This is a genomic window from Pseudomonas sp. B21-019, assembly GCF_024749225.1.
In the GTDB taxonomy this organism is placed as follows: Bacteria; Pseudomonadota; Gammaproteobacteria; order Pseudomonadales; family Pseudomonadaceae; genus Aquipseudomonas.
Genome location: NZ_CP087193.1, coordinates 3,484,006 through 3,498,773, shown reverse-complemented (window position 1 = coordinate 3,498,773; position 14,768 = coordinate 3,484,006). Strand labels below are relative to the sequence as shown.

Below are 14,768 nucleotides of genomic sequence, written 5' to 3'. Positions count from 1 at the left end.
GTTTATTGCGCAGTGGCTGGTGCCAGAAAAGCGGCTTCCAGCAACTGCTGTGTATACGGATGTTGGGGGGCGGCAAAAATACTTTGCGCGTCTCCCTGTTCGACCACTTGGCCATGCTTGACCACCATCAGTTGGTGGCTCAGCGCTTTGACGACAGCCAGGTCATGGCTGATAAACAAATACGTCAGGTTGTACTTGGTTTGCAGTGAACGTAGCAGCTCCACCACTTGGCGTTGCACGGTGCGGTCGAGGGCCGAAGTCGGCTCGTCCAGCAGAATCAACGCCGGTTTTAGCACTAAAGCCCGGGCAATGGCGATTCTCTGCCGCTGCCCACCGGAAAATTCATGGGGGTAGCGGTGCCGGGTTTCCGGATCCAGGCCTACCTCCTTGAGTGCCGCAATAATCGCTTGTTCCTGCTCGGCCTCGGTGCCCATCTTGTGGATCCGCAGGCCTTCACCGACGATCTGGCTCACGCACATCCGTGGGCTCAGGCTGCCGAAAGGGTCCTGGAACACCACCTGCATTTCCCGCCGCAGCGGCCGAACCTGTTGCTGCGTCAGGCAGTCTAGCTGCTTGCCTTCAAAACGGATTGCCCCTTTGCTGCCGATCAGCCGCAAAATCGCCAAACCGAGCGTCGACTTGCCGGAACCGCTTTCTCCCACAATCCCCAGGGTCTGTCCCTGGGGCAGGCTGAAATTGATGCCGTCCACCGCCTTGATGTGGTCGACGGTCTTTTTCAGAAAGCCTTTCTTGATCGGGAACCAGACTTTCAGGTCCTCGACTTGCAGCAAGGGCGGGCCAATCAAATTGGTCGCAGGCTTGCCGCTGGGCTCTGCTGCCAGCAGTTCCCGGGTGTATGGATGCTGCGGCGCGCGGAACAATTCTTCGCACGATGCCTGTTCGACGATGCAACCGCGCTGCATGACACATACGCGATGCGCAATTCTTCGTACAAGGTTCAAATCGTGACTGATCAGTAACAGCGCCATGCCCAGGCGGGCCTGCAATTCCTTGAGCAATTCGAGGATTTTCAGCTGAACAGTCACGTCCAGCGCGGTGGTCGGTTCGTCGGCGATCAGCAGTTCCGGCTCGTTGGCCAGGGCCATGGCGATCATGACCCGCTGGCGCTGGCCACCGGACAATTCGTGGGGCAGGGCCTTGAGACGTTTCTCGGGTTCCGGGATGCCGACCATCTCCAGCAGCTCCAGCGTGCGCCTGGTCGCGACTTTGCCGGTCAGGCCCTTGTGGATGCCCAATACCTCGTTGATCTGCTTCTCGATCGAGTGCAGCGGGTTGAGCGAGGTCATCGGCTCTTGAAAGATCATCGCGATCCGGTTGCCGCGGATGTGGCGGATGGTTTTCTCTTTCAGCTCCAACAGGTTCCGGTCTGAATAGGTGATGGTGCCGGACGGATGCCGGGCCAGCGGGTAGGGCAACAGCCGCAGGATCGAGTGGGCGGTCACCGATTTGCCGGAGCCGCTTTCACCTACCAGCGCCAGGGTTTCGCCGCGCTTGATGTCGAAGCTGACGCCTTCGACCACCCGCTGAACGTGCTCGCCAACGACAAATTCGACGGCCAGGTCGCGCACTTCGATCAGATTGTCCTGATTCATTTCACTTCCTCGGGTCGAAGGCATCGCGAGCGGACTCGCCTATAAACACCAGCAGACTCAACATCAACGCCAGCACCGCAAACGCACTCATACCGAGCCACGGCGCTTGCAGGTTGGATTTGCCCTGCGCCACCAACTCACCCAGCGACGGGGCGCCCGGCGGCAAACCGAAGCCAAGGAAGTCGAGGGCGGTCAGCGTACCGATGGCGCCGGTCAGGATGAACGGCATGAAGGTCATGGTCGAGACCATGGCGTTGGGCAAAATGTGGCGGAACATGATCGCACCATTCTGCATGCCCAGCGCCCGGGCCGCGCGCACGTATTCCAGATTCCGCCCGCGCAGGAACTCGGCGCGTACCACATCCACCAGGCTCATCCACGAAAACAGCAACATGATCCCCAGCAGCCACCAGAAGTTCGGCTGCACGAAACTGGCGAGGATGATCAGCAGGTACAGCACCGGCAGCCCGGACCAGATCTCCAGGAAACGCTGCCCGGCCAGGTCGACCCAGCCGCCATAAAAGCCCTGCAAGGCGCCGGCGATCACGCCGATGATCGAGCTGAGAATGGTCAGCGTCAAAGCGAACAGCACCGAAATCCGGAAACCGTAAATCACCCGGGCCAACACGTCGCGGCCCTGATCGTCGGTGCCCAGCAGGTTGTCGGCGGACGGCGGCGCGGGGGCCGGGACTTTCAGGTCGTAGTTGATGCTCTGGTAGCTGTAGGGGATTGGCGCCCACACCACCCAGGCGTCCTTGGCCTTGAGCAGTTCGCGGATGTACGGGCTCTTGTAGTTGGCTTCCAGCGGGAATTCGCCGCCGAACGCGGTTTCCGGATAGCGCTTGAGCGCCGGGAAGTACCAGGCGTTGTCGTAATGCACCACCAGCGGTTTGTCGTTGGCGATCAGCTCGGCGCCGAGGCTTGCGCCGAACAGAATCAGAAACAGCCACAACGACCACCAGCCTCGCTTGTTGGCCTTGAACAGCTCGAAACGTCGGCGATTGAGAGGGGACAGGTTCATCTCAATGCTCCCGGCTTTCGAAGTCGATGCGCGGATCGACAAGGGTGTACGTGAGGTCGCCGATCAGCTTCAGCACCAGCCCCAGCAGCGTGAAGATGAACAGCGTGCCGAAGACGATCGGGTAGTCGCGGTTGATCGCTGCTTCGAAACTCATCAGGCCGAGGCCGTCGAGGGAGAAGATCACTTCCACCAGCAATGAGCCGGTGAAGAAGATCCCGATGAGCGCTGAAGGGAAACCGGCGATCACCAACAGCATCGCGTTGCGAAACACATGGCCGTAGAGCACGCGGTGACGGGTCAGGCCCTTGGCCTTGGCGGTGACCACGTATTGCTTGTTGATTTCGTCGAGGAAGCTGTTTTTGGTCAGCAGCGTCATGGTCGCGAAGTGGCCGATCACCAGTGCAGTGACCGGCAGAGCCAGGTGCCAGAAATAATCGAGGATCTTGCCGCCGGTGCTGAGCTCATCAAAGTTGTTCGAGGTCAGGCCCCGTAGCGGGAACCAGTCGAAATAGCTGCCGCCGGCAAACACCACAATCAGCAGGATGGCGAACAGGAACGCCGGGATCGCGTAGCCGACAACGATCGCTGAACTGGTCCACACATCGAAGTGGCTGCCGTGTCGCGTCGCCTTGGCGATCCCCAGCGGGATCGACACCAGGTACATGATCAGCGTGCTCCATAGCCCGAGAGAGATCGACACCGGCATCTTTTCCTTGATCAGGTCGATGACCTTGGCGTCGCGGAAGAAGCTGTCGCCGAAATCCAGGGTGGCGTAGTTCTTGATCATGATCCACAAGCGTTCCGGCGCCGATTTGTCGAAGCCGTACATGTGCTCGATTTCCTTGACCAGCGCCGGGTCCAGGCCTTGCGCCCCACGATAGGCCGAGCCGGCCACCGACACTTCGGCACCGCCGCCGGCAATGCGGCTGGTGGCGCCTTCGAAGCCTTCGAGCTTGGCGATCATCTGTTCCACCGGCCCACCGGGGGCGGCCTGGATGATCACGAAGTTGATCAGCAAAATGCCAAACAGGGTCGGGATGATCAGCAGCAGTCGCCGAAAAATATACGCCAGCATCTGATTACTCCGTGCCCGCAGGGTCGGCTTGCAGTTTGGTTTCGACTTCTATCGCAGGTGTCGCGTCGGGCTTGACCCACCAGGTGTTGATGCCGATGTCATATTTGGGCGAAACCTTCGGGTGGCCGATGTGGTTCCAGTACGCCACGCGCCAGGTCTTGATGTGCCAGTTGGGGATCACGTAATAGCCCCATTGCAGCACCCGGTCCAGCGCCCGGGCGTGGGCCACCAGGCTTTTGCGTGAATCGGCGTTGATCAGTTGCTCGACCAGTTGGTCCACCACCGGGTCTTTCAGGCCCATGGAGTTGCGGCTGCCGGGTTTGTCGGCGGCGGCGGTCATCCAGAACTCGCGCTGTTCGTTACCCGGCGAGTTGGATTGCGGGAAGCTGCCGACGATCATGTCGAAGTCCCGGGAGCGTACGCGGTTGATGTATTGCGAGACGTCGACCCGACGGATCACCAGGTCGATGCCCAGGTCGCTGAGGTTGCGCTTGAACGGCAGCAGTACCCGCTCGAACTCAGTCTGGGCCAGCAGGAACTCGATGGTCACCGGTTTGCCGGTGGCGTCGACCATCTTGTCGTCGACGATCCGCCAGCCGGCCTCTTGCAGCAGTTGATAGGCTTTGCGTTGCTGAGTGCGGATCATGCCGCTGGCGTCGGTCAGCGGGTTCTGGAACGCCTCGCTGAACACCTGCTCGGGAATCTTGCTGCGGAACGGGTCGAGAATCGCCAGTTGGTCGGTGTCCGGCAGGCCGGTGGCGGCCATCTCCGAGTTTTCGAAGTAACTGCGGGTACGCACGTAGGCGCCGTTGAACAGTTGCTTGTTGGTCCACTCGAAGTCCAGCAACAGGGTCAGCGCTTGGCGCACGCGCACATCCTGGAACACCGGACGACGCAGGTTGAACACGAAGCCTTGCATGCCGGTGGGGTTGCCGTTGGGGATCTCTTCCTTGATCAGCCGCCCTTCGGTCACCGCCGGAATGTTGTAGGCCTTGGCCCAGTTTTTCGCGGACATTTCCAGCCAGTAGTCGAATTGACCGGCCTTGAGCGCTTCCTGCGCAACGGTGTTGTCGCGGTAATAGTCAGTGGTCATCACATCGAAGTTGTAGAACCCGCGATTGACCGGCAGGTCCTTGCCCCAATAGTCCTTGACCCGTTCATAGCGCACCGAACGCCCGGCCTTCACTTCGCTGACTTTGTACGGGCCGCTGCCGAGCGGCAGTTCCAGGTTGCCTTTGTTGAAGTCGCGGGAGGCCCACCAATGCTTGGGCAATACCGGCAGTTGGCCAAGAATCAGTGGCAGCTCGCGGTTGTTGGTGTGCTTGAACTTGAACAGCACTGTGAGGGGGTTTTCGGCGATCGCTTCTTCCACGTCGCTGTAATAGCCGCGATAAAGCGGGGCGCCATCCTTGATCAGGGTCTGGAAGCTGAACACCACGTCCTCGGCGCGTACCGGGTGGCCGTCGTGAAAATGAGCTTCGGGACGCAGATAGAAGCGCACCCAGCTGTTGTCCGGGGCTTTCTCGATCTTGCCGGCGATCAGGCCGTATTCAGTGAAGGGTTCATCCAGACCCTGTTTGGCCAGGGTGTCGTAGATCATGCTGATGTCGTCGGCCGGCACGCCTTTGCTGATGAACGGATTGAGGCTGTCGAAGCCACCGAACCCGGCCTGACGGAAGATCCCGCCCTTCGGCGCATCGGGGTTTACGTAATCGAAGTGCTTGAAGTCGGCCGGGTATTTCGGCGGCTCGTTGTACAGGGTCAAGGCATGTTGCGGGGCGGCGCAGGCCAGCCCGGCGAACAACAGACCGCTGGCCTGCAAGAGCAGGGCGCGTAAGGGAGTCATTGATCTTTCTCCGAAGATTTCAGCCACCACGCGCTCAGGCCCAGGGTATAGGGCGGCGTGGTGACGAAGGCGAACCGGTTGCGGTAGGCCAAACGGTGATAATTGAGGTACCAGTTGGGAATGATGTAGTGCTGCCATAGCAGCACCCGGTCGAGCGCCTTGCCGGCGGCGACTTGTTCATCCCGGGTCTGGGCGCCGAGCAGCTGTTCGAGCAAATGGTCGACCACCGGGTCGGCGATGCCTGCGTAGTTCTTGCTGCCCTTGATCCCGACCTGGCTGGAGTGGAAGTACTGCCATTGCTCCAGGCCCGGGCTGAGGGTCTGGTTGAGGGTCATCAGGATCATGTCGAAATCGAATTGATCGAGGCGCTGTTTGTACTGGGCGCGATCGACCGTGCGCAGCCGTGCGTCGATACCGATGCTGGCGAGGTTCTCGACGTAGGGCTGAAGGATCCGCTCCAGGTTCGGGTTGACCAGCAGGATCTCGAAGCGTAGCGGTTGGCCGATGCTGTTCTGCAGCCGCTGGCCATTGAGCTTCCAGCCGGCTTCGGCGAGCAGGCCCAAGGCCTTGCGCATGGTTTCGCGCGGAATGCCGCGGCCTTCGGTCTGCGGCAGGCTGAACGGCTCGGTGAGCAGCTTGGCGGGCAACTGATCGCGATAGGGCTTGAGCAACAGCCACTCGTGGCCGACCGGCAGTCCCGTGGCAGAGAACTCGCTGTTGGGGTAGTAACTCATGGCGCGTGTGTAGGCGCCGCTGAACAGCGTGCGGTTGGTCCACTCGAAATCGAACATCAGCCCCAGCGCTTCACGGACCTTGATCTGGGCGAAGGTCGACCGCCGAGTGTTCATGAACAGGCCCTGGCTCTGGGTCGGGATCTGGTGCGGGATCTGCGCCTTGATCACCTCGCCACGGCGCACGGCCGGGAAGTCGTAGCCGTTGTCCCAGTTCTTCGCCTGATGCTCGATGTAGATGTCGAACTCGCCGGCCTTGAACGCTTCGAAGGCCACGTCGCTGTCACGGTAGAACTCGACTTCCATGCGATCGACGTTGTATTTGCCGCGATTGACCGGCAGATCCTTGCCCCAGTAATCCTTGACCCGTTCGAAGACGATCTGCCGCCCGGGGGTTACCGAAGTGATGCGATACGGCCCGCTGCCCAATGGCGGTTCGAAGGTGGTGGCCTTGAAATCGCGATCTTTCCAGTAATGCTGGGGCAGCACCGGCAACTCGCCCAGGCGCAGGATCAGCAACGGATTGCCGGAGCGCTTGAAGACGAAGCGAATGCGCTGCGGGTTGAGGATGTCGACCCGCGACACTTCCTGCAGGTTGGTGCGGTATTGCGGATGACCTTCCTTGAGCAGCAGGCGATAGGAGAACGCGACATCATAGGCGGTGATCGGCGTGCCATCGTGGAAGCGCGCTTCGGGGCGCAGGTTGAACACCACCCAGCTGCGGTCCTCGCTGTATTCCACCGATTGGGCAATCAGGCCATAACTGGACGTCGGCTCATCGCCCGACGGCGCGTACTGGCCGGTGCCGACCATCAGCGGTTCGTTGAGTTCGTTGATGCCGTATTGCAGGAAGTTGGGCGTGGAAACCGGGCTCGAACCTTTGAAGGTGTAAGGGTTGAGCGTATCGAAGGTGCCAAACGCCATTACCCGCAACGTACCGCCCTTGGGCGCTTGCGGGTTGACCCAGTCGAAGTGGGTAAATCTGGCCGGGTACTTGAGCGTGCCGAACTGCGCATAACCGTGGCTTTCGCTGATCGTCGCGCTTGCGGAGGAGCTCAAGGCCAGGCTGATCAGGAGAAGGAGGAGGGGACGCTTCAAGTCAGAGATCCGATCCAGGCGGCTTGGGCTTTGTGGGCCGTACAGTAACAGCTTGTATCGACAGGAAAAAGACGGGGGCTTAATGCGTTGTTAACCGCTGCCTCGATAGCCCTGCGGATCGCAGAACCTGTGGCGAGGGAGCTTGCTCCCGCTCGGCTGCGAAGCAGTCGTAAACCCTAGTACGCGGCGTGTCAGAAGTTACCGGATTTCAGGTTTTGGGGCTGCTTCGCAACCCAGCGGGAGCAAGCTCCCTCGCCACAAAAGCCCCTAGGCAGGGCGTGCTGTTTAATGCGGGGAAGAAACCGTCAGCATCTGCCCCGGTTTCAGCGCCTGGCCTACCCGAGGGTTCCAGCGCTTGAGGTGTTGCATTTCGACATTGAAACGTTTGGCAACCATGTACAACGAGTCGCCTTGCTGGACCTTGTACTGGGTCTGCGGTTTCTGTTTGTCTGACTTGCCGCTGGTTTTGCTGTTCGCCGCCACGACAGTGTTGATGCGACCGCCGCTGCGCTTGCTGGTGTCCTGCATCACAAGGGTCTGGCCGACCTTGAGGTTCTTGCCGTTCAGTTTGTTCCAGCGTTGCAGGTCTTTGACGTCGACCTTGTTGGCCTTGGCAATGGAGGCCAGATTTTCGCCGCGTTTGACCCGGTAGGCGCGCTTGATGCTGGCGATTTCGCGCTCGTCGGCACCTTCGAACACCGGCTTGAGCGGCCGCTGGCTGATCAGCTCTTCAGGACGCATGGTCGACAGGCTGGCAGTCAGCAGTTGCGCCTTGGACGTCGGCACCAGCAGATGCTGGGGGCCGTCGATGGTAGTGCGTTGCTTGAAGGCCGGGTTGAGCTGGAACAGTTCGTCTTCGTCGATGTTGGCCACCGCGGCAACCTTGGACAGGTCCATGCGCTGGTTGATTTCGACGACCTGGAAGTACGGTTCGTTGGCGATCGACTTGAGGTTCACGCCATAGGCATCGGGCGCCAACACCACTTGCGACAGCGCCAGCAGCTTCGGCACATAGGCCTGGGTTTCCGCTGGCAGCGGCAGGTTCCAATAATCGGTTGGAAGGCCGAGCTTCTCATTGCGCTCGATGGCTCGGCTGACCGTGCCTTCGCCGGCGTTGTAGGCCGCCAGGGCCAGTAGCCAGTCACCGTTGAACATGTCGTGCAGGCGGGTCAGGTAATCCATGGCCGCGGTGGTCGAGGCGGTGATATCGCGACGGCCATCATAGAAACGGGTTTGACGCAGGTTGAAGTAACGCCCGGTGGAAGGAATGAATTGCCAAAGACCCACCGCGTCGGCCCGGGAATAGGCCATCGGGTTGTAGGCGCTTTCAATCACTGGCAACAGCGCCAGTTCCAGCGGCATGTTGCGTTCTTCAAGGCGTTCGACGATGTAGTGAATGTAGAGGCTGCCGCGTTCGCCGGCGTTTTCGAGGAAGGACGGGTTACTGGCGAACCACAGGCGCTGCTGCTCGATGCGCGGGTTGACGCCCAGGTTGTCCTGCAACTGGAAGCCCTGGCGCATGCGCTCCCAGACGTCCTGGGGAACTTGCGGTGTTGGTTTTTCGCTGAGCCAGATTGGTTTTTGCTTGGCTCGCGCGGCGATATTCGGTGTGTGTGTCGCTTCGGTCTGCGGCACATGGCTTGAACAGCCCGCCAAAGTGGCGGACACAGCCACCGCGATGGCTTGAGCCAAGCGGGTCAATGCGTCTGAATTGGTGGCTTTACGAATAGGTGACGACATTGGCTGGAAGTAAGTTCCGGGCGAAAATGTCGGGCGATTCTAGAAAGCACACCCCCTGCGGTCAACCATTCAGAATTTTTGTACCATTGCGCAGGCAGCTTAGAACGTATCTTTCCAAGCCCGCAATGCAGCAAAGACCGCACTCGGCGCCCGGTTTTCGGTTCCATTCCGTTCGTCCACTTTTTCTTTAACGGATGTTTCGCCGGTACGCAAAAACGGATTGGTGAGCTTTTCCAGCGCCAGGGTCGAAGGCAGCGTCATGATTCCGGCTTCCCGTTGACGGGTGACTTTGGCCAGTCGTTCGAGGGTGTCGGGATTGCCCGGTTCGACCGCCACGGCAAACTTCAGATTGCTCAGGGTGTACTCGTGGGTGCAGTAGACCAGCGTGTCTTCGGGAAGCGCCGCGAGGCGGCTCAGCGAGTGATGCATTTGCTCGGGCGTGCCTTCGAACAAGCGTCCGCAACCGGCAGCGAACAGGGTGTCGCCGCAAAACAAATGACCACGGTGGTAATAGGCGATATGCCCCAGGGTATGGCCCGGTACTGTGATGACATCGAAGTCCCAGCCCAGCACGTTGATCCGGTCGCTGTCCTTGAGGGCCACGTCCCGTGCCGGGATGGTCTCGCTGGCCGGGCCATGGACGGTTGCGTCTGTCGCTTTTTTCAGCCGCTCGACGCCGCCGACATGGTCATGATGGTGATGAGTGATCAGAATATCGCTTAACACCCAACCCGGGTGCGCCGCGAGCCACGCCTCTACGGGCGCGGCATCGCCCGGATCGACTACGGCGCAGCGCTGGGTGCTGTGGTCTTGTAACAACCAGATGTAGTTGTCGGTGAAGGCGGGCAGGGCACTGATCTGTATCATCGTCGGATTCGCCAAGCGGAAAACATTGGCGCATCTTAGAGCTTCCTGGCGCGTTGGAGAATGCAATGACCGATAAAGCGTTCGCTCAGGCTGATCCTGACTGGCTGGCATTGATCAGCGCGGCCCGTGACTGGCTGTCCGGTCCCATCGGGCAATTTTTGCTGGACGAAGAACGACGCATGCTCGAAGACGAGTTGGGGCGCTTCTTCGGCGGCTATCTGGTGCATTACGGCCCCTCGGCACAGACGCCACCGGCGGCGCCGCAGGTGCAGCGCAATGTGCGACTCGGCGCGCCGTTGCCGGGGGTCGAGATCGTCTGCGAAGAGCAGGCCTGGCCCTTGAGCGAGCATGCCGCCGATGTGGTGGTGTTGCAGCATGGGCTGGATTTCTGCCTGTCGCCACACGGCTTGTTGCGCGAAGCGGCGAGCAGTGTGCGCCCCGGCGGGCATCTGCTGATTATCGGGATCAACCCCTGGAGCAGTTGGGGCCTGCGTCATGTGTTCGCCCATGACGCCTTGCGCAAGGCGCGCTGCATTTCGCCGTCGCGGGTCAGCGACTGGCTGAACCTGCTGGGCTTCGCGCTGGAGAAACGCCGCTTCGGGTGCTATCGTCCGCCGCTTGCGTCACCTGCCTGGCAAGCTCGTCTGGCCGGTTGGGAGCGCAAGGCCGGTGACTGGCAATTGTCGGGTGGCGGCTTCTATTTATTAGTCGCGCGCAAGATCGTGGTGGGGCTGCGGCCGGTGCGCCAAGTGCGGCGCGAACCGATGGGCAAGCTGATTCCGTTGCCGATGGCCAAGGTCAATCGTCGTCACATCGAGCCGTAATACACTTTTTTATATTCCCGGCCGGGTATGCCCCGGCCTCGGGCATCGTCGGTCGCCGATCGGCGAGCCAGCGCATTTTCTGGATAGATTGGCATGAGCGATAGCGTAGAACTCTTCACCGATGGCGCCTGCAAGGGCAACCCTGGCCCAGGCGGCTGGGGCGCGTTGCTGGTGTGCAAGGGCGTTGAAAAAGAACTCTGGGGCGGCGAAGCCAACACCACCAACAACCGCATGGAGCTGATGGGGGCGATCCGTGGCCTGGAAGAGCTCAAGCGTTCTTGCGACGTGCTGCTGGTGACCGACTCCCAGTACGTGATGAAAGGCATCAACGAGTGGATGGCCAACTGGAAGAAACGCGGCTGGAAAACCGCCGCGAAGGAACCAGTGAAAAACGCCGACCTGTGGAAACTGCTCGACGAGCAGGTCAACCGCCACAACGTCACCTGGAAATGGGTGCGCGGGCACATCGGCCATCATGGCAACGAACGGGCCGACCAACTGGCCAACCGTGGCGTGGATGAAGTGCGCGGGTACAAGCAGGCTTGATTCCGGCGTAACACGGTCTATCTGAAAGACCCACGCGAGCGTGTTAACATCGCCGCTTTTGCACGATTGACCCGTTGAGAGCTGAGCACTGATGGCCACCAGATCCGTTGTACTCGATACCGAAACCACCGGCATGCCGGTGACCGACGGCCACCGGATTATCGAAATCGGTTGTGTCGAGTTGATCGGTCGGCGGCTGACCGGCCGGCATTTCCACGTTTACCTGCAACCGGATCGCGAGAGTGACGAAGGCGCCATCGGCGTCCACGGCATCACTAACGAATTTCTGGTGGGCAAGCCGCGTTTCACTGAAGTGGCCGATGAATTTTTCGAGTTCATCAAGGGCGCACAGCTGATCATCCATAACGCGGCGTTCGACGTTGGCTTTATCAACAACGAATTTGCCCTGATGGGCCAGCACGATCGCGCGGACATCACACAACACTGCACGATCCTCGACACCCTGATAATGGCCCGGGAACGTCACCCGGGGCAGCGCAACAGCCTCGACGCCTTGTGCAAACGCTATGGCGTCGACAACTCCGGCCGTGAACTGCACGGCGCCTTGCTCGACTCCGAGATTCTCGCCGACGTTTACCTGACCATGACCGGCGGCCAGACCAGCCTGTCGCTGGCCGGTAACGCGTCCGATGGCAACGGTTCGGGCGAAGGCGCCGATAATTCCGCCACGGAAATCCGTCGTCTGCCGGCCGATCGTCAGCCGACCCGGATCATCCGCGCCAGTGAAGAGGATCTGGCCCAACACGTTGCGCGCCTGGAAGCCATCGCCAAATCCGCCGGCGCGCCGTCGCTGTGGCAGCAATTGGCCGAGGCCAAGGCCCAGGCCTGAGTCCCTTCGAGCGGAAGGTTTTTTGTGGCGAGGGAGCTTGCTCCCGCTCGACTGCGCAGCAGTCGCAAATCCTGCCAATATGGTTCCGAGCGAATGCAGGGGGGGCGCTTCGCAGCCCAACGGGAGCAAGCTCACTCGCCACAGGTATCTTTCTCGACACCGAGTTTGCTGGCCACATGATGGTGCGCCGGCCGGCCCACTTCAGGGCATCCCCCTCGCCACATGCGCTCCAACCCTCTACCCTGAGGTGATTGGCAGGCCACGGTCTGCCGCCTCAGGACGCCGAGCCTCATGTATAAAGATTTGAAATTCCCGGTCCTGATCGTCCACCGCGACATCAAGGCCGACACCGTTGCCGGTGATCGTGTGCGTGGCATTGCCCGGGAGCTGGAGCAGGAAGGTTTCAGTATCGTTTCGGCGGTCGATTACACCGAGGGGCGTCTGGTCGCCTCGACCCATCACGGCCTTGCCTGCATGTTGATTGCCGCCGAAGACGCCAGCACCCACGCGCATCTTCTGCACAACATGGCCGAACTGATTCGCCTGGCGCGGGTTCGGGCGCCGGAGCTGCCGATTTTCGCCCTGGGCGAGCAAGTCACCCTGGAAAACGCCCCGGCCGACGCCATGGCCGAGCTCAATCAGCTGCGCGGCATTCTCTATTTGTTCGAAGACACCGTGCCATTCCTTGCCCGTCAGGTTGCCCGCGCGGCGCGCAAGTACCTGGACGGCCTGTTGCCGCCGTTCTTCAAGGCGCTGGTGCAGCACACCGCAGACTCCAATTATTCCTGGCACACGCCGGGGCATGGCGGCGGCGTGGCGTATCACAAGAGCCCGGTAGGGCAGGCGTTTCACCAGTTTTTCGGGGAAAACACCCTGCGTTCGGATTTGTCGGTGTCGGTGCCGGAACTCGGTTCGCTGCTCGATCACACTGGCCCGCTGGCTGAGGCGGAGGCGCGAGCGGCTCGCAACTTCGGCGCCGATCACACCTTTTTCGTGATCAATGGCACCTCGACCGCCAACAAGATCGTCTGGCATTCCATGGTGGCACGCGATGATCTGGTGCTGGTGGATCGCAACTGCCACAAGTCAGTGTTGCACGCGATCATCATGACCGGCGCGATTCCGCTGTACCTGTGCCCGGAGCGCAATGAGCTGGGGATCATTGGCCCGATTCCGTTGAGTGAGTTCAGCCGCGAATCAATCCAGGCCAAGATCGACGCGAGCCCGCTGACCCAAGGCCGCGAGCCCAAGGTCAAGTTGGCGGTGGTGACCAACTCGACTTATGACGGCCTCTGTTACAACGCCGAACTGATCAAACAGAGCCTGGGCAACAGCGTCGAGGTGCTGCATTTCGACGAGGCCTGGTTCGCCTACGCGGCATTCCACGAGTTCTTCGCCGGCCGTTATGGCATGGGCACGTCCCGCAGCGAAGACAGCCCCTTGGTGTTCACCACTCACTCCACACACAAACTGCTGGCGGCGTTCAGCCAGGCGTCGATGATTCACGTGCAGGACGGCGGCGCGCGGCAGCTGGATCGCGATCGTTTCAACGAAGCGTTCATGATGCACATCTCGACCTCGCCGCAGTACAGCATCATCGCCTCGCTGGACGTGGCCTCGGCGATGATGGAAGGGCCGGCCGGTCGTTCGCTGCTACAGGAAATGTTCGACGAAGCGCTGAGTTTTCGCCGGGCGCTGGCCAATCTGCGCCAGCATATCGCCGCCGATGACTGGTGGTTTTCCATCTGGCAGCCGCCCTCGGCGGAAGCGATCGAGCAGGTGGTCAGCGAAGACTGGCTGCTGCAACCCGACGCTGACTGGCACGGCTTTGGCGGCGTGACCGACGACTACGTGCTGCTCGACCCAATCAAAGTCACGCTGGTAATGCCGGGGCTGACGGCGGGCGGCGCGCTGAGTGCGCGCGGGATTCCGGCGGCGGTGGTCAGCAAGTTCCTCTGGGAGCGCGGGCTGGTCGTGGAAAAGACTGGGCTGTATTCGTTCCTGGTGCTGTTCTCGATGGGCATTACCAAGGGCAAATGGAGCACGCTGCTGACCGAGTTACTGGAGTTCAAGCGCAGCTACGACGCCAACGTCAGCCTGGCCACCTGCCTGCCGTGCGTGGCGCAACAGAACATGGCCCGTTATCAAGGCATGGGGTTGCGCGATCTGTGCGATCAATTGCACGCCTGTTATCGCAGCAACGCCACGGCCAAACACCTCAAACGCATGTACACGGTGTTGCCGGAAGTCGCGATGAAGCCAGCGGACGCCTATGATCAATTGGTACGCGGGGAAGTGGAGGCCGTTTCGATCGATGCCCTGGACGGGCGGATCGCGGCAGTGATGCTGGTGCCATACCCGCCGGGGATCCCGTTGATCATGCCCGGCGAGCGTTTCACCGAGTCGACCCGCTCGATCATCGATTACCTGAAGTTTGCCCGGGCGTTCGACAGCAGCTTCCCCGGGTTTGTCGCCGATGTGCATGGCTTGCAACATGAAGACGAGGGCAATGGACGGCACTACACCGTCGATTGCATCAAGGAATGAGGACCTTTGC

11 protein-coding genes are annotated in these 14,768 nt (G+C 60.8%); 4 read left to right on the top strand and 7 right to left on the bottom strand.

The window, feature by feature from the left end:
- Positions 1–2: 2 nt before the first annotated feature.
- From LOY36_RS15525 to gloB, 7 genes are all read right to left on the bottom strand, one after another.
- Positions 3–1,613 carry an ABC transporter ATP-binding protein gene (locus LOY36_RS15525; RefSeq protein ID WP_019648952.1) on the bottom strand — a complete coding sequence of 537 codons (1,611 nt, stop codon included), beginning with the start codon at positions 1,611–1,613 and terminating at the stop codon, positions 3–5.
- Position 1,614: 1 nt separating this feature from the next.
- Positions 1,615–2,634, bottom strand: a complete 1,020-nt coding sequence (locus LOY36_RS15520; RefSeq protein ID WP_007906755.1) for an ABC transporter permease — start codon at positions 2,632–2,634, stop codon at positions 1,615–1,617.
- Position 2,635: 1 nt separating this feature from the next.
- Positions 2,636–3,709, bottom strand: a complete 1,074-nt coding sequence (locus tag LOY36_RS15515; protein ID WP_258668670.1) for a microcin C ABC transporter permease YejB — start codon at positions 3,707–3,709, stop codon at positions 2,636–2,638.
- A 4-nt stretch (positions 3,710–3,713) separates the two neighbouring features.
- A complete protein-coding gene (locus LOY36_RS15510; RefSeq protein WP_258668669.1) occupies positions 3,714–5,555 on the bottom strand; it encodes an extracellular solute-binding protein in 1,842 nt (613 codons plus the stop codon).
- On the bottom strand, positions 5,552–7,360 hold the full coding sequence (locus LOY36_RS15505) for an extracellular solute-binding protein (protein ID WP_408981126.1): 1,809 nt from the start codon (positions 7,358–7,360) through the stop codon (positions 5,552–5,554). Before LOY36_RS15505 ends, LOY36_RS15510 begins: the two co-directional genes overlap by 4 nt.
- Positions 7,361–7,669: 309 nt before the next feature.
- Positions 7,670–9,124, bottom strand: a complete 1,455-nt coding sequence (locus LOY36_RS15500; RefSeq protein WP_258668668.1) for a transglycosylase SLT domain-containing protein — start codon at positions 9,122–9,124, stop codon at positions 7,670–7,672.
- Between the two features lie 99 nt (positions 9,125–9,223).
- Complete coding sequence (gene gloB / locus LOY36_RS15495; protein ID WP_018929622.1) at positions 9,224–9,991, bottom strand: hydroxyacylglutathione hydrolase; 768 nt, start codon at positions 9,989–9,991, stop codon at positions 9,224–9,226.
- A gap of 65 nt (positions 9,992–10,056) precedes the next feature.
- On the opposite strand from gloB, the gene LOY36_RS15490 reads away from it, so the two are divergent.
- From LOY36_RS15490 to LOY36_RS15475, 4 genes are all read left to right on the top strand, one after another.
- Complete coding sequence (locus LOY36_RS15490; protein ID WP_018929621.1) at positions 10,057–10,815, top strand: methyltransferase domain-containing protein; 759 nt, start codon at positions 10,057–10,059, stop codon at positions 10,813–10,815.
- A gap of 93 nt (positions 10,816–10,908) precedes the next feature.
- Complete coding sequence (gene rnhA / locus LOY36_RS15485; RefSeq protein WP_003180633.1) at positions 10,909–11,361, top strand: ribonuclease HI; 453 nt, start codon at positions 10,909–10,911, stop codon at positions 11,359–11,361.
- Between the two features lie 91 nt (positions 11,362–11,452).
- Positions 11,453–12,211, top strand: a complete 759-nt coding sequence (gene dnaQ, locus LOY36_RS15480) for a DNA polymerase III subunit epsilon (protein ID WP_007937771.1) — start codon at positions 11,453–11,455, stop codon at positions 12,209–12,211.
- A 291-nt stretch (positions 12,212–12,502) separates the two neighbouring features.
- Positions 12,503–14,758: an Orn/Lys/Arg decarboxylase N-terminal domain-containing protein gene (locus LOY36_RS15475; protein WP_258668667.1), complete on the top strand. Its 2,256-nt coding sequence runs from the start codon at positions 12,503–12,505 to the stop codon at positions 14,756–14,758.
- Positions 14,759–14,768: the final 10 nt, after the last annotated feature.